Genomic DNA, 20,144 nt, shown 5'->3' with positions numbered 1-20,144 from the left:
GATCGATTCCTGATGTTGTCCGGGTTATGGCGGCGCACCATACCGGCGTGCGCGAAAATGGCCAGACGGGGGCTCGTGTCTCGCCCCCCGGTTGCGGACGATCCCCGCGCATCCCTTGTCGCAGGCGTGAATGACCGGTACCGGTAGTGCTTTGCGGCGTCAGTTGTGGGGGCGGACGCGCGTCAGCAGTTTAAAGAGTGTCGCGGGGTTTGCGGCTGCATGAAAAAGCGGGCGTTGAGATCGGCGGTCCTTGCGTTCGAAGTGCTTGCGCTTGTGATCGCAATCGCCGCCGCCGCCGTAATCTTTCTGTCCTGGCGCCTCGCCCAGGGGCCGGTGGCGCTCGATCTTTTAAAGCCCAGCGTTGAATTCGCCATCGAACGGCGCTTGCCGCCCGGTTACGACGCGGTGATCGAAAGCATGGAGCTTCACAGCGCCGAGGCGCGCGGAGAATACCGGCTGCAGCTTCAAGGCCTGACGCTTGTCAGCGAGGAGAGCCGAGAGGCCGCGAGCGCGCCGGAGATATTGATGACGTTCGATCTCGGCGATTTTCTCGCCGGCGAAATCGGCCCGAAAACCGTCACGGCGCAGGGCGCCAGTTTCCGCATCATTCGCCGTGAAGATCTCAATGTCGATATTCCCATCGTCAAAAGGCCCTCATCCAAAAGCCGCGGCGACCAGCTCTCGGCGATGCTCGACGGCAGACTTTTGAAGAGCGCGTTTGAATCCGCTGAACTGTCGGATGCGCGAATCACGTTTCTCGATGTGGCGTCAGGACGCGCCTGGGCGGCGCCGCATACGCAAGTGCATCTGCGCCGCACGGAAAACGGTCTCGCCGCGCTTCTTGAAGGCAAGATCGACATGGGTGGCGTCGGGGATGGCGCCAAGGCGGGCGTCAAGGCCGAAGCCGACTACGACATTGAAATGGACGTCATCAATGTCGTTGTCGACGGCGATAATTTTCCCGTCGGCGATTTGCTCAGCACGTTTTACGGCGACAGGGCCGCCATCGTCGATGCGCCGGTCAGCGGCCGTGCGGTGATCGCGTTCACGTCGGAAGGCGACGTGCTCACATCAAAATTCGATGCGCGGGTCGGCGAAGGATTTTTGCGCCTCGGCGGCGCGCGCCGCGCCGTATCGCATATCGAGTGGGAGACCGGTTTCGATCCGCTGACGAACCGCTTTTCCATAGACCGCTTCGAGTTCGATCTTGAAGGTGCAAAGGGGACGGCGACGGGGGAGGTCTCGATTTCTTTTGGCGACGATATCCGCCAGCCCGAAAGCATTTCCTTTGAACTGGCGTCTGAAGAAATCGTCGTCACCGCGCCGGATGAATTGCCGGCGCCGCTGGCGTTCTCCGCGCTTGGCCTCGACGGCCAGTATTTCGTGTCGGACCGCCGGCTCGCCCTGTCGTCTCTCGAGGCGGAATTCGGCGGGCTGGCCGCCCGCGGCATGCTGACTTTCTTGCGCCCGCGCGGATTTGACGGCGGACCGGATCCGTCGCCCGGCGTGATCGCCGATATCGATATAGACGGGTCGCTCGATCCGGAAGGGGTGCTTGCGATCTGGCCGAGGAGCCTTGCGACAGGCGCGCGCGACTGGGTGGAGGCGCGGCTTGAAACGGCCGTCATCGACAATATCGATTTCAGCATGAACCTCGTGCCGGGCGCCATTCCGGAAGACGGCGGTTTTCCCGATGAAGCCCTGACGCTCACTTTCGACGCGCGCAACGGCAAGGCGCATTACATTCAAGGGATGACGCCGATGCGGAACGGATCGGGCCGCGGCGTCCTGCACGGAAATTCATTCCTCCTCACGGTCGACAGCGCCCGCATCGGCGATGTCGCGATCCGGCGCGGCGAGGTTTCCTTTCCCGTCTTCTGGCCGAAATGGCGGCCCACTTATTATCGTTTCACCGCCGACGGCGCCGCCGAAGACATGCTCGCCGTTCTTGACGAAGCGCCGTTGTCGCTTTTGTCGAAAGTCAATCTCAGCGCCAGCCAGTTTTCCGGCGAGGCGCGCGCCGAGATTGAAATCATGCGGCCGAACAAGCGCGACGTTCCGCCGGAAGATTATGGCTATGAAGGCGAGGCGACATTTAAAAACATGACCATTGCGGAGCTGATCGGCGGCATCCAGCTTTCAAACGCTTCGGGAACGGTCGATCTTAAAACGCGCTCCATGACGGTTTCGAGCAAAGCCGAAATCGCCGAGGACGCGCCGATTGAAATGACCTGGCGGCAGAATTTTTATAAAGAGGACGGTCCCTCGAAAGTGAGCCTTTCGGGCGTCTTCAATTCCTCCACCGGCGATCTTTTCGGCGTGTCCACCCGCCGTTTCCTCCGGGGCCCCGTGGCGTTCGAGGCCGAAGCCCTGGGCGATTTCGGGGCCTTCGAGACGCTCGACGTCAAAACCGATTTCAAGGACGCCGCGCTGATGATGGATGCGCTGGGCTGGCGCAAGCCGACCGGCGCGCCGGCGGCCGGCGAATTGGCGATGGCTTTCAACCGGGACGGCGTCGCGGTGAAGCGGCTGTCGGTGGAGGGCGACAACGTCAACATTTTCGGCGCGCTTTCCTTCGATGCAAACGGCGCCTTGCAGAAAGCGGACTTGCCGCGCTTTTATCTCGCCGACGCGGCGGACTTCGCTGTGACCGCCCAGCGCGACGCCGCCGGGACGCTCGATCTGACGGCGGTCGGCGATTTCCTGAATGTCGGCCCGTTGGTTCAAGACACGCTGGAAGGCTCCGCCGCGCCGGAAAGCGATAGCGGGCTCGTCTGGGGGCAGGGCGTCAATGTCCGCGCACGGATCGATCAGATTGCGTTGCGCGAAGGCGTTCTTTATCGCGACGGCGCGCTCGATCTGTTCCGCGATGCGGAGCGTCTTCAAGCGCTCGATTTTTCCGCCTTCAGCGCCGATGGCAAGCCGCTGACCATGACCATGGCGCTCACCGGCGCCGAGGACGGCCCGGAGCGGGCGATTGAAGCGCGCACCAGCGCAATCGGCGAGTTGATGAAAGGGATTTTCGGTCTTGATTCCATTGCGGGCGGGGAGGGCTCCATGCGCATCGCCCTGCACCAGACGGGCAAGCCCGGTTTTGAGGGAGAGCTTGAAGCGCGCAATCTGCAGGTGGTGAATGCGCCTTTGCTGGCGCGGATTTTCTCCGCCGGCTCGCTCGACGGTCTCGCCAATCTCCTGAACGGCGAAGGCATCGACTTTTCTTACGCTTACGGAAAGTTCGATTATGCAGACGGCGTCGTTTCCGTGGACGACATGCGCGCCACCGGCTCTTCCGTGGGGATCACGGCCGAGGGCGTCGTCGGCGTCGGCGCCGGCGGCCAGGCGGATCTCAACGGCGCCGTGGCGCCGCTCTATGCGATCAATTCCGTCCTCGGCAATGCGCCGATCATCGGCGACATTCTGGTGGGGAAAAAAGGCGAGGGAATTTTGGCGTTTTCCTACCGGGTGAGCGGCGAGACCGGCAATCCGTCGGTTTTCGTCAATCCCCTGTCGGCGCTGACGCCCGGCATCTTCCGGCAGCTGATGCAGCCCCAGCGCGAGACGGCGCCGGAAGAAGAAGCGGCGCCTGCCGAAACACCGGGCGAAGACTCGGCGCCGCAGCCTCAATAACAGCGCAATGATTATTGCACGCGAATGATCGCGTGCTTTTTCTTGCCGATGGAAAGCTTTACCGAGCCGCCGCGAATGTCGTCCGCCGAAAGGTTGCGTTCTTCGCGGACGGCTGCGTCATTCACCTTGAGGGCGCCGGCCTTGATGTGACGGCGCGCTTCGCCTTTCGAAGCGCATAAGCCGGCGGCGAGGAACTGATCGATGAGCGCGGCGCCGTCGAGATCGCCTGCGGTCATATCGATGGTCGGCAGATCGCCGCCGAGCCCGCCCTGTTCGAAAGTCTTTTGCGCGGTGGCGGCGGCGCTTTCCGCGGCTTCGCGGCCATGGAGAAGAGCGGTCGCTTCCGTAGCCAGCACTTTCTTGGCTTCGTTGATTTCCGCGCCATCGAGCGCGGCAAGCCGGCGCACCTCGTCCATGGGCAGCGTCGTAAACCGCGCCAGCAGCGTCGCCACATCCGCGTCTTCCGCGTTGCGCCAGTACTGCCAGTAATCGTAAGGCGAGAACATGTCGGCGTTGAGCCAGACGGCGCCCGATTCCGTTTTGCCCATCTTTTTGCCGGAGGCCGTGGTCAAAAGCGGCGTCGTCAGGCCGAAGACCTCAACGCCGTCTTTCCTGCGACAAAGCTCGACGCCGTTGACAATGTTGCCCCACTGATCCGTGCCGCCGAGCTGCAGGAGGCAGCCATAACGGTTGTAGAGTTCGTGGAAGTCGTAGGCCTGCATCAGCATGTAGTTGAATTCTAGGAACGTCATGGGGCTTTCGCGCTCGAGCCGCAATTTCACCGAGTCGAAAGTCAGCATGCGGTTGATGGTGAAATGCACGCCATAGTCGCGTAGGAACTCCACATAGCCGAGTTTTGAAAGCCAGTCGTCATTATTGACCATGACCGCGTCCGTCGGCCCGTCGCCGAAGGTCAGATATTTGTCGAACGCGGTTTTGATCGAGGCGATGTTGGCGTCGATTTCTTCGTCTGTGAGGAGTTTGCGCTGCTCGTCCTTGCCGGTGGGGTCGCCGACCTTGGTCGTGCCGCCGCCCATCAGCGCAATCGGGCGGTGCCCCGTCTGCTGCAGCCAGTAGAGCATGACAATCTGGATGAGATGGCCGGCATGGAGCGACTTCGCCGTGGCGTCATAGCCGATATAGCCGGTGATCGGGCCCGCCGCCGCTTTTTCGTCCAACCCTTCGAGGTTGGTGCCTTGCGCGATGAAGCCGCGCTCGTCGAGCACGTTCAGGAAATCGGATTTGTAGGTCGCCTTGGCGCTCATGGGGCCGCTCATCTTAAAGTCTTTGCCTGCCGGAAAGGCGCGTCCCGTAGCATGGTATCGCGGAAAATCCAACGAATTGGCGCGCCGCGCTTTCCTGATTAAGAAAGGTTTCAGGCTTTGAAGCGACTCTTGATAGGAAGGCCCATGCGTGCGAGCGGAAAAATTTCATGTCCGACACACTGACAGCCATCGGCCTGATGAGCGGCACCTCGCTGGACGGCATCGACGCCGCCATCCTGACGACGGATGGCGAGGACGCGGTCGCGGCGGGCCCCGCGATCCATATTCCCTACAGCCGCGACCTCAAGATCTGGGTGCGTCGGGCCATCAAGGCTGCGCTCGAGGGCCGCGACGGGGCCGAGGAAATCGGCAAGGCCGCGGGCGAGGTCACCTACGCTCATGTGAAAGCGGTGGAAGAACTGCTCGAGCAGGCGGGGATTCGGCGCAAGGATGTCGACGTTATCGGTTTTCACGGCCAGACCATATTGCATCGCCCGTCGAAAGAGCCGGGCATTGCGGGACGCACCTGGCAGCTCGGCGACGGGCGGGTGCTGGCCGAAGAGACCCGCATCGACGTGGTCAATGATTTCCGCTCCAACGACGTCGCGTCGGGCGGGGAGGGCGCGCCTTTCGCGCCGGTCTATCACCGGGCGCTGGTCGCTTCGATGGAGGAGCAGCCGCCCTGTGCGGTGGGCGTCGTCAATCTCGGCGGCGTTTCGAATGTCACCTATGTGCCCGAAGGCGCGAAGGCGATCGATCTCGTGGCGTTCGATTGCGGTCCGAGCAACGGCCTCATCGACGAATGGATCGAGATGAAGACCGGCGAACATATGGATACGGACGGCGCCATGGCGCTCGCCGGCACGGTGAACGAAGAGGCGCTGCGGATGATGCTGCTGACGCCCTATTTGCGCCGGCGGCCGCCGAAATCCCTCGACCGGTACGACTTCAAGCTCGATCATGTGAAAAAGCTGTCGCCCGAAGACGGCGCGGCGACGCTGACCGCGTTCACCGCCGAATGCATCCAGCAGTCGGAGAAATATTTGCCGGAGCCGCCCGGCGGCTACATCATCTGCGGCGGCGGGCGGCATAATCCGGCGATGATGACTGCGCTGCGCGAGCGCCTCGAGGCGGAGGTCGTGACGGCTGAAGACGCCGGCTGGCGCGGCGACGATCTCGAGGCGGAATGCTTCGCCTATCTCGCGGTCCGCAGTCTCAAAAAGCTTCCCATCAGCTATCCGAAAACGACGCGCGTTCCCCGGCCCATGACCGGCGGCGTGTTTCACCGCGCCCCGGTTTAGAACATCGGGCGAGACGTCCGCGCCACAAACCACCATCCCGCTCACCCCGACGAAGGTCGGGGTCTCGTGCAAAACGAAGAAGATTCCGGCCTTCGCCGGAATGAGCGGAAACTAAAAAGTCACGCGAACTTTTCGCCCGACACCTTAGGTCTAAACCGGCGCCGCCGGCTGTTCGGCGGGGGGCGTTTCTTCTTCCTCTCCTTCTTCCTTGCGCGGGCGCTGAATGCGTTTGAACGCCTGGAATAGGAGCGTGAGCGCGAGAATTTCGAGGATGAAGGCGAAGACCAGGGGCGCGCCCGGGAAGTAGAACGGCGCCCCGTCGGGCAGGATCGTGACGGAGAACAGGGTGAAGGGCTCTCCCGGCGATGAAAACGCCGAAAACAGCTGCGTCATGATCCACGGGCTGAACACCATGGTGAGGCTGTTGAGCGCCGCGATGGCGCCCTGCAATTCGCCTTGCGCATTGGGCGGGATGGTGCGCGACATGATCCCTTGCAGCGACGGCTGCGCCAGCCCGCCAATGGCGGTGAAGGTGAGGATCGCAAAGATCATCCAGCCATGATTGGCGAGAGCGAAGCACAGATAGCCGATGGCGGTGGCGCTCATGCCGATGATGGCGGCCTTGCGTTCGCCAAGCTTCGGGATCGCGACGCGCGTCAGCCCGCCCTGCACGAGGCCGGCCGTCAGGCCCATATACATGAGCGACGCGCCGATCATGGCCTCGCTCCAGGAGAATTTCTCGATCGCGTAATAGGACCAGATCGAGGGATAGGTCCAATGCGCGAGTTGCGCGAAAAACAGCACCGCCGCAATCGGCAGCATGATCGGATATTGCGCGAACTGCTTGAAATTCCCGAGCGCATTGGCGCGCCGCCAGTCGAAAGCGCGCCGGTTTTCGGGTTTCAGCGTTTCCGGCATGGCGAAAAAGCCGAAGACGAAATTCACCGCTCCTGTGGCGGCGACGAAATAAAACGGCGCGCGGGGTCCGAAATGCTCGCCGAGAAAGCCGCCGATGCCGGGACCGATGATGAAACCGACGCCGAAAGCCGCGCCGATAAGGCCGAAATTGCTCGCGCGTTTTTCCGGCGGCGTGACGTCGGCGATATAGGCGTTCGCGGTCGAAAACGTCGCCGCGAAGGCGCCGGCGAGCATGCGCGCGACGAGGATCATGCCGATGGTCGGCGCGATCGCCATGATGAGAAAGTCGAAGGAATAGGCGGCGAGCGAAATCAACAGCACCGGACGGCGCCCGAATCGGTCGGACAGCCCGCCAATCACCGGCATCATGAAAAACTGCATGATGGCGTAGACCACCGACAGATAACCGCCCCATTTCGCCGCATGGGCGACGCCTTCACCGGTCACCTCCATGATCAGTTGCGGCATGACCGGCATGATCACGCCGAACCCGATCATGTTGAGCAGGATCGTGATGAAGATGAAAAAGATCGCGCTTTTGCCTGCCGGTCTCGCCATGGGTCGGCTTCTCTCTTAGGTGATGGGCGTGATTTTCAGCGCCGTGATCTGGTTGCGGCGCCGGCGCAGGATTTTGAACCGGAAGCCGTGGAAGGAAAATGTCTGGCCGACCTCAGGAATGCATTGCGCTTCGTGAATGACAAGCCCCGCAACGGTCACAGCTTCTTCATCGGGCAGGTTCCAGTCCTTGGCGCGGTTGAGATCGCGGATGGTGACGTCGCCGTCCACATTGACGGAGCCGTCGCCTTGCGGCCTCACGCCCTGGACCGGGCTGTCATATTCGTCCTCGATCTCGCCGACGATCTCTTCGAGAATGTCTTCGAGGGTGACGAGGCCCATCAGCGCGCCATATTCGTCGACAATCAGGGCGAAATGCTCCTGCTTTAATTTGAACGCGTCGAGCTGCTCCTGCAGCGTCGTCGTTTCCGGCGCGAAATAGGGCTCGCGGGCGAGCGCCTCGAAGTTAATCGCGTCGGCGTCGCCTTCCGCGTCCCAGAGCGCGCGTAAGAGATCCTTGGCGTGCAGGATGCCGATGATGTTGTCGGGATTCTCCCGGTAAAGCGGCAGGCGGGTATGGGCGCTTTTCAGCGCCTGGCGGATGATCGCGTCGTTCGCCATGTCGATATCGAGCATCTCGATCGACTTCCTGTGGATCATGATTTCTTCGGTGCGGATCTCGTTGAGATCGAGCGCCCCGCGGATCAGGTCGCGCGCCTCTTTGTCGACGCGGCCTTCCGAGTGGTGCAGGTCGATGGCGCCGCGGATTTCCTCCTCGGCGGAAAAGACGGCGCTGTCTTTTGAAACATCGAGGCCGAAAAGATGCAGCATGGCGCGCACGACAACCTGCACGACGCGGGTGATTGGCGCGAAGACGAACACCACCCAGCGCATGACCGGCGCGATGACCATGGCGAACCCGTCAGGCCGCGAGATCGCCGCGGTCTTGGGCGCGACTTCCGCAAAGACGAGAACGAGGATCGTCATGGTGGCCGTCGCGACCGCGTTGGCGAGGCCGCCTTCGCCGAACAGGGCGATGAACACGCTGGTGGCGATGGACGTCGCGAGAATGTTGACGAGATTGTTGCCGAGAAGAATGGCGCCGATCAGCCTTTCGCGGTCCTTGATCAGGAGATTGACGCGGCGCGCGCTCAGATTGCCGTCTCCTTCGAGCCGGTGCATGCGCGCTTTCGACGTGGCGGTGAGCGCCGTTTCCGAGCCTGAAAAGAAGGCGGACATGACAAGCAGAAAGACGATGATCCCGATCGGCAGGAATAAAGACGGATCGAAGGTGTCGGGCATGGGGCTGGTTCCGCCGGCCTAGCGGCCGGTCTTCTCCTTCAGGAAGGCGGCGACGTCCTCGACTTTGGCGTCTTTTGCAATGAAGGCGTCGCCGATGGCTCTGGCGAGTATCAGGGTCAGCTTGCCCTGCTCAACTTTTTTATCCTGCATCATATAGCGCGCGAGCGCGTCGGCGGGAATGCCGGCCTTCAAGTCGGCGATGTCGGCGGGAAGGCCGGTCGCGGCGAGATGGGCCTTCACGCGTCCGGCGTCCTGCCCCGAACAAAGCCCCAGGCGGGCCGAATAGTCGAAAGCGAGCGCCATGCCGAGCGCCACCCCTTCGCCATGGAGGAGCTTGTCCGAATAGCCGAAATACGCCTCGAAGGCGTGGCCGAACGTATGGCCGAGATTGAGAAGCGCCCGCTTTCCTTTTTCCTGCTCGTCGGCGCCGACAATCGCCGCCTTGGCTTCGCAGGAGACTTTCACCGCCTGCGTGCGGGCGCCGGCGTCTCCATCGAGGAGGGCGCTCCCGTGTTTCTCGCACCACTCAAAGAAGGCCGCGTCCGCGATAAGGCCGTATTTCACGACTTCGGCGTAGCCCGCGCTGAGTTCGCGCGCCGGCAATGTTGCGAGGGCGTCGATATCGGCGAGAACAAGCGCGGGCTGGTAAAAAGCGCCTATCAGGTTCTTGCCTTGCGGGACATTGATCGCCGTCTTGCCGCCGACGGCGCTGTCGACCTGGGCGAGGAGGGTGGTCGGGATTTGCGCGAACCGGCAGCCGCGCCGGAGAATCGCGCAGGCGAAGCCTGTGAGATCGCCGATGACGCCGCCGCCGAAGGCCAGCACCATGTCGTCGCGTTCGATCCCGAGATCGAGCAGGCGGCCGGTCAGCGCTTCAAGCTCGGAGAACGACTTCGTGGCTTCGCCGGGCTTCAGCGTGATGAAGTCCGCCTCGACGCAGCCGGCCTGAAGTCCTTGTCTCAGCCTTTCGCCCTGCGCCGCCATGACATGCGCGTCGGTGACGACGGCGACGCGCGGGCGTTTCAGGAGCGGCGAGATCAGCGCGCCCGCCTGATCGAGAAGGCCGCCGCCGATTTTGATGTCGTATGACCGGTCGCCAAGCGGCACGCGGACCGTTTCCATGCTCATTGGGCGTTTTCCTCCACCGCCGTCAGCAGGTCGGGCCGGGCTTCGAGGGCGTTCATGATCAGATCCACCGTGTGACTATGGGGCCCGGACTGGCTCTCCACATGAATGTCCGCCGCTTCGTAATAAGGCCTGCGTTCTTCGATCAGGCGTTCCAGAGTCTCCCGCGGATCGCCGGCCTGAAGCAGGGGACGCGTATTGCGCTTGGTGGCCCGGGCGACGATGGTGTCGAGATCGGCCTCGATCCAGACGGAGACCGCCCGCTTTTTGATCAGCTCCCGGGTCTCGGGATGGGTGACCGCGCCGCCGCCGGTGGCCAGCACATGGGGAGGGCCTTCGAGAAGCCGGCGAATCACCCGGGCCTCGCCCTCGCGGAAGCTTTTCTCGCCATGGGCGGCGAACAGGTCGGAAACGCTCATCCCCGAGGCTTTCTCAATCTCTTGATCCGCATCGTAAAAAGGCAGGCCCAGCCGCGGCGCAAGGCGGCGGCCCACGGTGGTTTTTCCCGCGCCCATCATGCCGACGAGGACCACGGACCGGGCGCATTCCAGCTCAGGGTGTTTACGAGATTGCCCCATGGCGGCTAGATGTAGGGGAGCGTTGAGCGCGATGCTAGCCGAAACCTTGTTTTATCAGGGAACTGCGAGGCGACAGGGCGCTGGCGCGGCGGGCGAAACGGGGCCCACCGCCGCTGAAGAGCGGCGGCGGAGGAGGAGCGGCGGCGTGCGATTTGTAGCGATACTTGTGCTTTTGGTTCTGGCGGGCCTGATCGGCCTGTTTGTTTACGGGCAGATGATGGAGCCGGATCTGCACGAGATTGAGGTGGAAGCGAACCATGCGGCGCAATAAACTCCTTTTCGCCGGCGCGGTCGCCGCCCTTGCAAGCCTTTCCATTCCGCTTTCCGGCGCGCAGGTGGCGCCCCCCGAAACCGTCGAAACGGCCCAGCTGCCGACTGACGCCTTTTCCATCGGCGCGCTCGAGCCGTCCGAAGGCGCGTTGCCGGGCGCGCTCTGGTCGGGCAGCAATCCCCAGACGCTCGATTTTCTTTTGTCTCATGCGCCGTCCCGGCCGGCCTCGCCGAGCCTTGGCCTCGCCATGCGCCGCACCCTGTTGTCGCCGGGCGCAAAGCCTCAGGGCGCGGACGCCTCGCTCGGCGGCAAGAAACTGCTGGCGCTTGCAAAAGCCGGCTTCATCGATGAAGCGCGCACCATTGCAAGCCTTGCGACCGTCGGACGCAATGATCTTTACGTCGCGGAAGCCGAAGCGACGCTGAGCCTGCTCGGCGGTGATGCGGACGCGGCCTGCCGCCGCGGCGCGTCGCTCAACGGCGGGCGCGAAGCGCTGTTCTGGGTGCGCCTGCGCGCCTTTTGCTATGCCCGGGCCGGCGAGCTCGACGCCTTCGATCTGACGGTCAATCTCTTACGCGAACGCGGCGCGCTCGCAAGCGCCGACGAGGCGCTGTTCTTCTCGATGCTTTCGAAAACCCCGCCCAAATCGATCCCCTCCATCGAGACGGCGCTGCAATATGCGGCGTTCAAGGAGGCGGGCCTTGAAATCGCGCCGGGACATCTGTCGCAGGCGCAAGGCGGCGTTCTTGCTGCGATTGCCGCCGACAGCGCCGCCCGCCCGGCGCTGCGCATCGAAGCGGCGGAGCAGGCGGCCGCCATGGGCGTCCTCGCGCCGGCCGTCCTCAAGCGGCTTTTCAATGAAATAGAGTTCGAGGTCTCCGATATGGGCGCGGCGACGGACGTCGCCGCCGCGCGGCCGAACGATCCCATGACCGATGCGCTGCTTTATCAATCGATCGCCGCGATGAACGCGCCGGAATTCGTTCGCGACAAGGCGATGCGCATCGCGCTGGCGCTGTCTCGGGCGGACAGTTTTCACCGCGCTTATGCGTTGTCTCAGGTTTACGCCGACGACATCAACGCGCTTGAAGGCGTTCTGGTGACGTCGGAAGAAGCGGGCGCTTTTGCGCTCGCTATGATGGCGACAGGCGACAGCGTCGGCGCCGGCCGCTGGCTGTCGGCGATGATCGGCGAGAATGAAAGCGTCGCGGCGCTGCCGGAAGACCTCGGCATGGCCTTTATCGACCGGGTCAATCTGCTGGCGCTGCTCGATCCGCAAACGGCGGCGCGGATTGCGCGCAGCGCGGGCGTCTCGCTGTTGTCCGAGGAAGGCCCGCAGAGCGCGACGCTTCCCGCCCATGGCGATCCGGCGGTGACGGCGCGCATCCTTGAAGCCGCTTTCGATGCGGTCGACGGCGATAAGGTCGGCCAGGCTGGCCTGGCCGCGCTTGCGGCGTCGGCGGGCGGCTCGAGCGCCTCCGGGGAAGTTGAGTCGGTTATCGTGAGCGAGGGGCTGCGGGCGGCGGGCATGCCCGAACTGCGCCGGCGCAATACGTTTGAACGGGCCTGGGCGGCGTCTTTCGCGACCATGGCCCCGGTTGCGGATGACGCTGCAGAGACGGCGCAGACGCCGGAAGAAAGAGGGTTCGTCCCGCGTCTGAAGCCGCAGAAAAGCTGACGGCTGACTGAAAGGCCATGTGATGCCGGCGAATGCCGCCGCTGAACAACTTCGCGAAACCAATGCGCGCCTTATCGAAGCGTTTCTCGAAATGATGGCGGTGGAGCGCGCCGCCGCCGCCAACACGCTGAAAAATTACGGCCGCGATCTAGGCCGGTTTTCGCTCTTCGCCGCGAAGCGGGGCGAGTCGCTTGAAACCGCCGGCGCCGACGACATCGCCGCCTGGCTTGACGCGCTTGAACAGCAAGGTCTCGCCGCGTCGACGGCGGCGCTCAAAACATCCGCACTGCGCCAGTTCTACCAATTTCTGTATACGGAAGGCTATCGCGCCGACAATCCGAGCGCCGCGATCGAGCGGCCGAAAACAAGACGGCCGCTGCCGAAAGTGCTGACGCCGGAAGAGGTGACGGCGCTTTTCGAGGCGGCGGAGAAAATGCAAGGGCCAAAGGGCGCGCGCCTCCTCGCCATGCTCGAAGTGCTTTATGCGGCGGGCCTCAGGGTGTCGGAGCTGGTGGGATTGAAACTTTCGGCGCTGAGAAAAGGCGAACGCGTTCTGATCGTTCGCGGCAAGGGCGACAAAGAGCGGCTCGCGCCTTTGACCCGGCGCGCGCTCGATGCGGTCGACGCTTATATCGAAATGCGCGAGGGGTTTCTCGGCGAGGGAAAAACCTCGCCCTGGCTGTTTCCGTCCCGCGGCAAGAGCGGGCACGTCACCGCCGCGCGCTTCGCCCAGATGTTGAAAGATCTCGCCGTTAAGGCGGGCGTGCCGCCCGCGAAAGTCTCGCCCCATGTCCTGCGCCATGCTTTTGCGACGCACCTTCTAGAGGGCGGGGCGGATCTGCGCAGCGTCCAGCAGATGCTCGGCCACGCCGACATCACGACGACCCAGATTTACACCCATGTGGCCCAGGACCGTCTGCGCGAGCTGGTCATGACCAAACATCCCCTGGCGAAAAAGGGGCGGTGAGGGGGCGGTGGCGTGCGAGGGTTGCCGGACTCTTGCCGAAATACTAGGAATTGCAGCCAATCATCAATCCGGCCCTAACCTCTCAACATTAGATCGTCACGCATGCGCACTTATCTCGATTTTGAAAAACCGATCGCCGAGCTCGAAGGCAGGATCGCCGATCTTCGCCAGATGGACGGCGAAACCGGCGTCAATGTCGCCGAGGAAATCGAAAAGCTGCAGGGCAAGGCCGACAGCCTGCTCGCCGACGCTTATTCGAAGCTCTCGCGCTGGCAGAAGGCGCAGGTCGCGCGCCACGCCTCGCGCCCGCATTTCGCCGATTACGTCTCGCAGCTCGTAGACGATTTCACGCCGCTCGCCGGCGACCGCGCCTTTGGCGAAGACTCCGCGATCCTCGGCGGCCCGGCGCGCCTTCGCGGCCGTTCGGTCATGCTGATCGGCCATGAAAAAGGGTCGGACACGGCGGGCCGCGTCGAACACAATTTCGGCATGGCGCGCCCGGAAGGCTACCGCAAGGCGATGCGGCTTATGGATATGGCCGAACGGTTCGACATGCCGGTGGTGACGCTGGTCGACACGCCCGGCGCCTATCCGGGGCGCGGCGCCGAAGAGCGCGGCCAGGCCGAAGCGATTGCATCGTGCACGGAGAAATGTCTCGGCCTTCACGCGCCGCTCGTCTCGGTCATTGTCGGCGAGGGCGGGTCAGGCGGCGCGGTGGCGCTCGCCGCAGCCAACAAGGTGTTGATGCTCGAACATTCCGTCTATTCGGTGATCTCGCCGGAAGGCTGCGCCTCCATCCTCTGGAAGGACGCCGCCGGCAAGGGCGAGAACAAGGCCCAGGACGCCGCCGAAGCCATGCGCATTTCCGCGCAGGACCTTCTCGAGCTCGGCGTGATCGACAGCATCATCCCCGAGCCCGTGGGCGGCGCGCATCGCGACGTGCGCCTGACGGTGGAGCGGCTCGGCGACGCGGTGGAGTCCGCGATCCGCGAGCTTGAACATCTTTCGCCCGATGAGTTGAAACAGCAGCGCCGGGACAAGTTCCTGGCGATCGGCCGCACCGGCCTTGCGTAAGCTTTAATAAGACAGCGCCAGCAGCGCGATAAGGGCGATCAGCCCGCAGGCGAGCAGAATCCAGACAAGCGGCGCCTTGCGTTCCTTTGTTTCGGGAACGGGAAAGTCGTCGCCCTGTTCTTCCGGTTCATGGATCGCCACTGCGCGCTCGCCCTTTCGACTACGATCATAACATGGGGTGTGAAAAACGCAGCGCAATTTGCGGCAGACGGGTTCACACGCGCGTCAGAACGCCGCTCAAGACGATGTCGCCGTTCTGGCGAATGTCGATATGCGCGCCGTCTGCAAGCGCGGGCAATTTATCGCCTTTCGTTGAGGAGAAAGTTGCGCTTGCGCGGCCATTTGTAATGGCGATGCTTGCGGCGCGTTCGCCGTCTGCGAAAATGTCCGCCCGCCGTCCCGCAACGCCGCTCAATGACACGGTCAGGACGCCGCCCTGTTCCATGGCGGCGTAATGAACGGAGCCGTGCCCCGTAAACCCGCTGACTCCCGTCAGTTTTACGGCGAGCGCGCCGCGCAATGGCGGCAGCATCCGTAATATCGATTGCAGCATGACGTCCCCCACAGAGCGTTTTCGCATTACAATAATGCAACGCAAAAGTTAAGCCGCGGGAAAAGCCGTTGCTGTCCTAATTCGGGACGTGTTGCAGTGAAACCTTACTGGTCGCCGTGAAATTCGCCTTCCGGCGTGTCATGAGCGAGGCGGTTGTCGAGATAGTCCTCGGCCGTCGAGATGAAGGCCTCCATATGCGTCTCGAAGAAATGGTCCGCGCCGGGCACGGTTTTGAACTCGATCTTGCGGCCCTTCTGGGTGCGCGTGCGTTCGACCATGCTGCGGGTTTCTTCCGGCGCGCAGATCTTGTCGAGCTCGCCATGGATGACGACGCCGGAAGAGGGGCAGGGCGCGAGGAAGGAAAAATCGTAGAGATTGGCGGGCGTCGACCCGGCGATGAAGCCGACGATCTCCGGGCGGCGCATCAAAAGCTGCATGGCGATCCAGGAGCCGAAGGAAAAGCCCGCGACCCAGCTGAACGGCGCGTTCGGGTTCATCTGCTGCATATAGTCGAGGGCCGTCGCCGCATCGGCGAGCTCGCCCTGGCCCTGGTCGTATTCGCCCTGGCTGCGGCCGACTCCGCGGAAATTGAAGCGCATGGTCGAAAACCCGCGGCGCACGAACATCTGATAAAGCTCGTAAGTGGCGCGGTTGTTCATGGTGCCGCCGAACAGGGGGTGCGGGTGCAGCACCAGCGCCACCGGCGGATTCTCGCCTTTTCCTTTTTGATAACGGCCTTCGAGGCGCCCTTCCGGACCGGCGAAAATCACTTCTGGCATCGTCTACCTTTTCAATCCTTGCGGCTTATTACTGTCGGGGCCGGGAGGCGAATTCCCAGCATTTCACTTGGTGACCTGTCCGGGTGCGCTGAAAACGGCCTGAAAACCCCGATTTTCGCCGTTTTTCTGCGGCGTTAATGTTGACTAAAATGGTCGGATTTCTTATCTCGGCTGCGCATCGGAAGGTCGGCGGGCGCGTATAGCACGTTTTTGCTGCGGCGCCAGCCGAAGTCAGGTTTTGAGCCCGGTTTTAAAGGCCTGACCCGATTGAAACGGCTGATAAGGAAGGCGGCCCCCGTGAAACTGACGACCAAAGGCAGATATGCGGTTTCGGCGCTCTCCGATATCGCCGCCACCGGCGGCGAGCAGGGCCCTGTCGCCCTGTCGGACATCGCGCTGAGACAGGGAATCTCGCTTTCCTATCTGGAGCAGCTTTTCGCCAAGCTCCGCCGGGCGGGACTGGTGGAAAGCGTGCGCGGCGTTTCCGGCGGCTATGCGCTGACGGCGCCCGCCGCCGACATTCGCGTCGCCGACATTGTTGCGGCGGTGGATGAGGAAATCCGCACCACCGCCTGCGCCGCCGGCTCCACCGTCGGCTGCAAGGGCACGAGCGCGCGCTGCCTCACCCACGATCTCTGGGACGAGCTCGGCCGCCAGATCGAAGTGTTCCTCAACGCCGTGACGCTCGAAGACATTATCGAGCGGCGCGTCCTCGGCATGGCGGCGGTGAACGCGCCTTTGCGTGAGAGTGCGCAAGCTGAAAACGGGGACGTGAAAGAGCTTGCGCATGAGACCCGGTTTGCAGGAGCGGCGGAATAATATGCTGACTTCAAACAACGCCTTCGTCCTTCGAGAGACATTTTTCCTTCATCCTGAGGAGGGCCGCAGGTCCGTCTCGAAGGACGAAGGAAAAATGCTCCTCAGGATGAAGGCAGAGGTGAGAAAATGACCCGTCATTATCTCGACCATAATGCGACCGCGCCGATCCGGCCCGAAGTGATCGACATCGTCGCAGAGACGATGCGCCATGACGGCAATGCGTTGTCGGTGCATGAAGAAGGCCGGCGCGCCCACAAGATTCTCGAAGATGCGCGCGAGCAGGTGCGCGCCCTTGTGAACGCGCCCATGAACGGCGTCATCTTTACGAGCGGCGGCACGGAGTCGATCCATTACGCGCTGCACGGCGCGGTGAAGCCGCACAATATCAAGCGGTTTTTCGTGAGCGCGCTGGAACACACGGCGGTTCCCTCGAACGCCGAAACCACGGGCGCCGAGATTGAAACCATTCCGGCGCTCCCCTCGGGCATTGTCGATCTCGACTGGCTGAAAGAGCGCCTCAAAAATTACGACGCCGCGCGTGACGGCGGCTTCATGGTCTGCCTGATGTTCGCCAATAACGAGACCGGCGTCATCCAGCCCGTCTATGAAGCGGCGGCGATTGCGCATGAAGCGGGCGGGCTTTTGTTCTGCGACGCGGCCCAGGCGGTCGGCAAGGTTCCGGTCAATTTCGTCATGTCGGGCGCCGACATGATGAGCTTTACCGGCCACAAATTCGGCGGGCCGGTCGGCGTCGGCGCGCTTGTCGCCGGGCCGAACCTTCCGCTCGAGCCGCAAATGCGCGGCGGCGGCCATGAAAGCAACCGCCGCGCCGGCACCCATAATGTTGCGGGCGTCGCCGGGCTCGGCAAAGCCTGCGAACTCGCCAAGGACAGCCTGGCCCGCGCCAAGGACATCGCCGCGATGCGCGATGCGATGCAGAAGGCGGCCGTCGAGGCGGGCGCGAAAATCTGGGGCGCGAAGTCGGAGCGCCTGCCCGGCACGTTGTGCCTCTCCGCGCCGGGCTTTCCGGGCGCGACGCAGCTCATGAATATGGACCTGTCGGGGATTGCGATTTCAGCCGGGTCCGCCTGTTCCTCGGGCAAGACGAAACCGAGCCATGTGCTCCTCGCCATGGGCGCCGGTGAAGACGAGGCGACCTCCGCCATCCGTGCATCGCTCGGCTGGAACTCCACGCAAGACGACGCCGACGCCTTCATCCGCGAATGGCCGAAAGCTTACGACCGCATCAAAGCGAAAGCTGCTTAAATGTCAGAAGTCAAAGACTCCATTTCGAAAGAAACCGTCGACACGGCGAAGGCGCTGGAGACCTATAAATACGGCTTCACGACCGACATCGAGTCGGTGAAGGCGCCGAAGGGTCTTAATGAAGACACGGTCCGCTTCATCTCCGCTAAAAAAGAGGAGCCGGAGTGGCTCTTGGAATGGCGGCTCGAGGCGTTCCGGCGCTGGCTCACCATGAAGGAGCCGGAATGGGCGATGGTGCATTATCCGCCCATCGACTATCAGGATCATTATTATTATTCCGAGCCCACCTCCGGCGCGAAATACGAGTCCATCGACGACGTGCCGAAGGAAATCCTCGAGGATTTTGAAAAGCTCGGCATTCCGCTTAAAGAGGCGGAAGTCCTGCTCGGCGTCGAGGGCGCGGGGCAAAGCCCCGGCGAAGCGCGCACCCATCCCGACGGCGAGGCGAATGGCTCTGGCGGTTCGGGCAGCAAGGTCGCCGTCGACGCGGTGTTCGATTCGGTTTCCGTCGCCACGACCTTTAAAAAAGAGCTCGAAAAAGCCGGCGTCATCTTCATGTCGATTTCCGAGGCCGTGCGCGAACACCCCGATCTGGTGCGCAAATATCTCGGCACGGTGGTGCCGGCCTCCGACAATTTCTTCGCGACATTGAACTCGGCGGTCTTTTCCGACGGCACCTTCGTTTACGTGCCCGAGGGCGTCAGATGCCCCATGGAGCTGTCGACCTATTTCCGCATCAACGAGGCGAATACCGGCCAGTTCGAGCGCACGCTTATCGTCGCCGCGCCGGGTTCATACGTCTCCTATCTCGAAGGCTGCACCGCGCCCATGCGCGATGAAAACCAGCTCCACGCAGCCGTGGTCGAGCTCGTCGCGGAGGACAACGCCGAGATCAAATATTCGACGGTGCAGAACTGGTATCCCGGCGACAAGGACGGCAAGGGCGGCATCTATAATTTCGTGACCAAGCGCGCCGACTGCCGCGGCGTGAATTCCAAAGTGTCATGGACGCAGGTTGAAACGGGTTCGGCGGTGACGTGGAAATATCCGTCTTGCGTCCTGAAGGGCGACAACTCTCAAGGTGAGTTCTATTCCATCGCCATCACCAATAATTACCAGCAAGCCGACACCGGCACCAAGATGATCCATCTCGGCAAGAACACCAAGTCGCGGATCATCGCCAAGGGCATCTCGGCGGGCAAGTCGAACTCCACTTACCGGGGCCTCGTGAGCATTCACCGCAAGGCCGAGGGCGCGCGCAATTTCACCCAATGCGACTCGCTGCTGATCGGCGGCGATTGCGGCGCCCACACCGTGCCTTATGTGGAATCGAAAAACCCGCGTGCAATTCTGGAGCATGAGGCGACGACCTCGCGGCTTTCCGAGGATCAGCTCTTTTATTGCCAGCAGCGCGGCCTCTCCGAAGAGGAGGCGGTGGCGCTCCTCGTCAACGGTTTCTGCAAGGAAGTGCTGCAGGAGCTGCCCATGGAATTCGCCGTCGAGGCGCAGAAGCTCGTGAGCGTCAGCCTTGAGGGGAGCGTCGGCTGATGACCAAACACGTTATGAATATCGACGACGCCGAGCTCATGGATTTCGGCAGCCCGAACGGAAAGTTCAAAGCCAGGCTGGGGCGCATGGGGCCGGCGCTGGGTGCGGAAAAGCTCGGCGTCAACATCACGATTGTAGAACCGGGCAAGCGCGCCTTTCCGTTTCACGTTCATCACGCCATCGAGGAAATGTTCTACATCATCGACGGCGAGGGCGAGTACCGCTTTGGCGCAGAGACGCATCCGATCCGCAAAGGCGATCTTCTGTCGGCGCCGACCGGCGGGCCGGAACGCGCGCATCAGATCATCAATACGGGAAAAGACATGCTGAAATATCTGGCGATCTCGACCATGGATAAGATGGACATGGTCGAATATCCGGATTCCGGCAAGTTCGCCGCCTTTTCCAGCGAAGATGGAAGCCGCGAGAAAGCGCGCATCCGCTATGTGGGCCGCGCCGATTCGGCGGTCGGCTATTTCGACGGAGAGGATGACTAGATGACCCTTTTCAACGGGAGC

At 62.7% G+C, this 20,144-nt stretch carries 18 protein-coding genes; 10 read left to right on the top strand and 8 right to left on the bottom strand.

Annotation, left to right across the window (positions count from 1 at the left end; all coding sequences use genetic code 11):
- Positions 1 to 219: 219 nt before the first annotated feature.
- Positions 220 to 3,627 (top strand): YhdP family protein, encoded by a 3,408-nt coding sequence (locus CW354_RS03325; protein WP_104828632.1) that lies wholly within the window; start codon positions 220 to 222, stop codon positions 3,625 to 3,627.
- An 11-nt stretch (positions 3,628 to 3,638) separates the two neighbouring features.
- Here the strand turns inward: CW354_RS03325 and tyrS are convergent, their stop codons facing one another.
- Positions 3,639 to 4,904 carry a tyrosine--tRNA ligase gene (tyrS, locus tag CW354_RS03320; protein WP_243396280.1) on the bottom strand — a complete coding sequence of 422 codons (1,266 nt, stop codon included), beginning with the start codon at positions 4,902 to 4,904 and terminating at the stop codon, positions 3,639 to 3,641.
- Positions 4,905 to 5,059: 155 nt separating this feature from the next.
- Between tyrS and CW354_RS03315 the strand changes: the two genes are divergently transcribed.
- A complete protein-coding gene (locus CW354_RS03315; RefSeq protein ID WP_104828631.1) occupies positions 5,060 to 6,193 on the top strand; it encodes an anhydro-N-acetylmuramic acid kinase in 1,134 nt (377 codons plus the stop codon).
- Positions 6,194 to 6,343: 150 nt separating this feature from the next.
- Here CW354_RS03315 and CW354_RS03310 read toward each other — a convergent pair whose 3' ends face one another.
- The 4 genes from CW354_RS03310 to CW354_RS03295 are packed head-to-tail and all read right to left on the bottom strand — an operon-like array spanning position 6,344 to position 10,671.
- Positions 6,344 to 7,669: a TCR/Tet family MFS transporter gene (locus CW354_RS03310; RefSeq protein ID WP_104828630.1), complete on the bottom strand. Its 1,326-nt coding sequence runs from the start codon at positions 7,667 to 7,669 to the stop codon at positions 6,344 to 6,346.
- Positions 7,670 to 7,684: 15 nt separating this feature from the next.
- Positions 7,685 to 8,968, bottom strand: a complete 1,284-nt coding sequence (locus CW354_RS03305; RefSeq protein WP_104828629.1) for an HlyC/CorC family transporter — start codon at positions 8,966 to 8,968, stop codon at positions 7,685 to 7,687.
- 18 nt (positions 8,969 to 8,986) lie between these two features.
- Positions 8,987 to 10,090, bottom strand: a complete 1,104-nt coding sequence (gene aroB / locus CW354_RS03300) for a 3-dehydroquinate synthase (RefSeq protein ID WP_104828628.1) — start codon at positions 10,088 to 10,090, stop codon at positions 8,987 to 8,989.
- Between the two features lie 2 nt (positions 10,091 to 10,092).
- Positions 10,093 to 10,671: a shikimate kinase gene (locus tag CW354_RS03295; protein WP_104828627.1), complete on the bottom strand. Its 579-nt coding sequence runs from the start codon at positions 10,669 to 10,671 to the stop codon at positions 10,093 to 10,095.
- A 145-nt stretch (positions 10,672 to 10,816) separates the two neighbouring features.
- On the opposite strand from CW354_RS03295, the gene CW354_RS23900 reads away from it, so the two are divergent.
- The 4 genes from CW354_RS23900 (at position 10,817) to CW354_RS03275 (ending at position 14,661) form a co-directional block, all read left to right on the top strand.
- Positions 10,817 to 10,942 carry a hypothetical protein gene (locus tag CW354_RS23900; protein WP_279303117.1) on the top strand — a complete coding sequence of 42 codons (126 nt, stop codon included), beginning with the start codon at positions 10,817 to 10,819 and terminating at the stop codon, positions 10,940 to 10,942.
- Positions 10,929 to 12,620, top strand: coding sequence for a hypothetical protein (locus CW354_RS03285; RefSeq protein WP_104828625.1), 1,692 nt, complete (start codon positions 10,929 to 10,931; stop codon positions 12,618 to 12,620). Before CW354_RS23900 ends, CW354_RS03285 begins: the two co-directional genes overlap by 14 nt.
- A gap of 22 nt (positions 12,621 to 12,642) precedes the next feature.
- Entirely contained in the window at positions 12,643 to 13,587 is a 945-nt protein-coding gene (locus CW354_RS03280; protein WP_104828624.1) for a site-specific tyrosine recombinase XerD, read from the top strand.
- Positions 13,588 to 13,689: 102 nt separating this feature from the next.
- Positions 13,690 to 14,661, top strand: coding sequence for an acetyl-CoA carboxylase carboxyltransferase subunit alpha (locus tag CW354_RS03275; protein ID WP_104828623.1), 972 nt, complete (start codon positions 13,690 to 13,692; stop codon positions 14,659 to 14,661).
- A gap of 3 nt (positions 14,662 to 14,664) precedes the next feature.
- Here CW354_RS03275 and CW354_RS23280 read toward each other — a convergent pair whose 3' ends face one another.
- The 3 genes from CW354_RS23280 to CW354_RS03265 form a co-directional block, all read right to left on the bottom strand.
- The gene (locus CW354_RS23280) at positions 14,665 to 14,802 is read right to left on the bottom strand and encodes a hypothetical protein (RefSeq protein WP_165793497.1); all 138 of its coding nucleotides are present in this window, start codon (positions 14,800 to 14,802) and stop codon (positions 14,665 to 14,667) included.
- A 73-nt stretch (positions 14,803 to 14,875) separates the two neighbouring features.
- Positions 14,876 to 15,214, bottom strand: a complete 339-nt coding sequence (locus CW354_RS03270; RefSeq protein ID WP_133162151.1) for a hypothetical protein — start codon at positions 15,212 to 15,214, stop codon at positions 14,876 to 14,878.
- A gap of 104 nt (positions 15,215 to 15,318) precedes the next feature.
- Positions 15,319 to 15,993, bottom strand: a complete 675-nt coding sequence (locus CW354_RS03265; protein WP_104828621.1) for an alpha/beta hydrolase — start codon at positions 15,991 to 15,993, stop codon at positions 15,319 to 15,321.
- A 297-nt stretch (positions 15,994 to 16,290) separates the two neighbouring features.
- On the opposite strand from CW354_RS03265, the gene CW354_RS03260 reads away from it, so the two are divergent.
- The 4 genes from CW354_RS03260 (at position 16,291) to CW354_RS03245 (ending at position 20,123) form a co-directional block, all read left to right on the top strand.
- Positions 16,291 to 16,812 carry an Rrf2 family transcriptional regulator gene (locus CW354_RS03260; protein WP_104828903.1) on the top strand — a complete coding sequence of 174 codons (522 nt, stop codon included), beginning with the start codon at positions 16,291 to 16,293 and terminating at the stop codon, positions 16,810 to 16,812.
- A 126-nt stretch (positions 16,813 to 16,938) separates the two neighbouring features.
- Positions 16,939 to 18,078 carry a cysteine desulfurase family protein gene (locus tag CW354_RS03255; RefSeq protein WP_104828620.1) on the top strand — a complete coding sequence of 380 codons (1,140 nt, stop codon included), beginning with the start codon at positions 16,939 to 16,941 and terminating at the stop codon, positions 18,076 to 18,078.
- Positions 18,079 to 19,626 (top strand): Fe-S cluster assembly protein SufB, encoded by a 1,548-nt coding sequence (sufB, locus tag CW354_RS03250; protein WP_104828619.1) that lies wholly within the window; start codon positions 18,079 to 18,081, stop codon positions 19,624 to 19,626.
- Complete coding sequence (locus CW354_RS03245; RefSeq protein WP_104828618.1) at positions 19,626 to 20,123, top strand: cupin domain-containing protein; 498 nt, start codon at positions 19,626 to 19,628, stop codon at positions 20,121 to 20,123. Before sufB ends, CW354_RS03245 begins: the two co-directional genes overlap by 1 nt.
- Positions 20,124 to 20,144: the final 21 nt, after the last annotated feature.

Source organism: Hyphococcus luteus, from assembly GCF_002943565.1.
Classification (GTDB): domain Bacteria; phylum Pseudomonadota; class Alphaproteobacteria; order Caulobacterales; family Parvularculaceae; genus Hyphococcus; species Hyphococcus luteus.
Note: the sequence above shows the minus strand (reverse complement) of the source record. Positions and strands in the feature narration are given on the sequence as shown.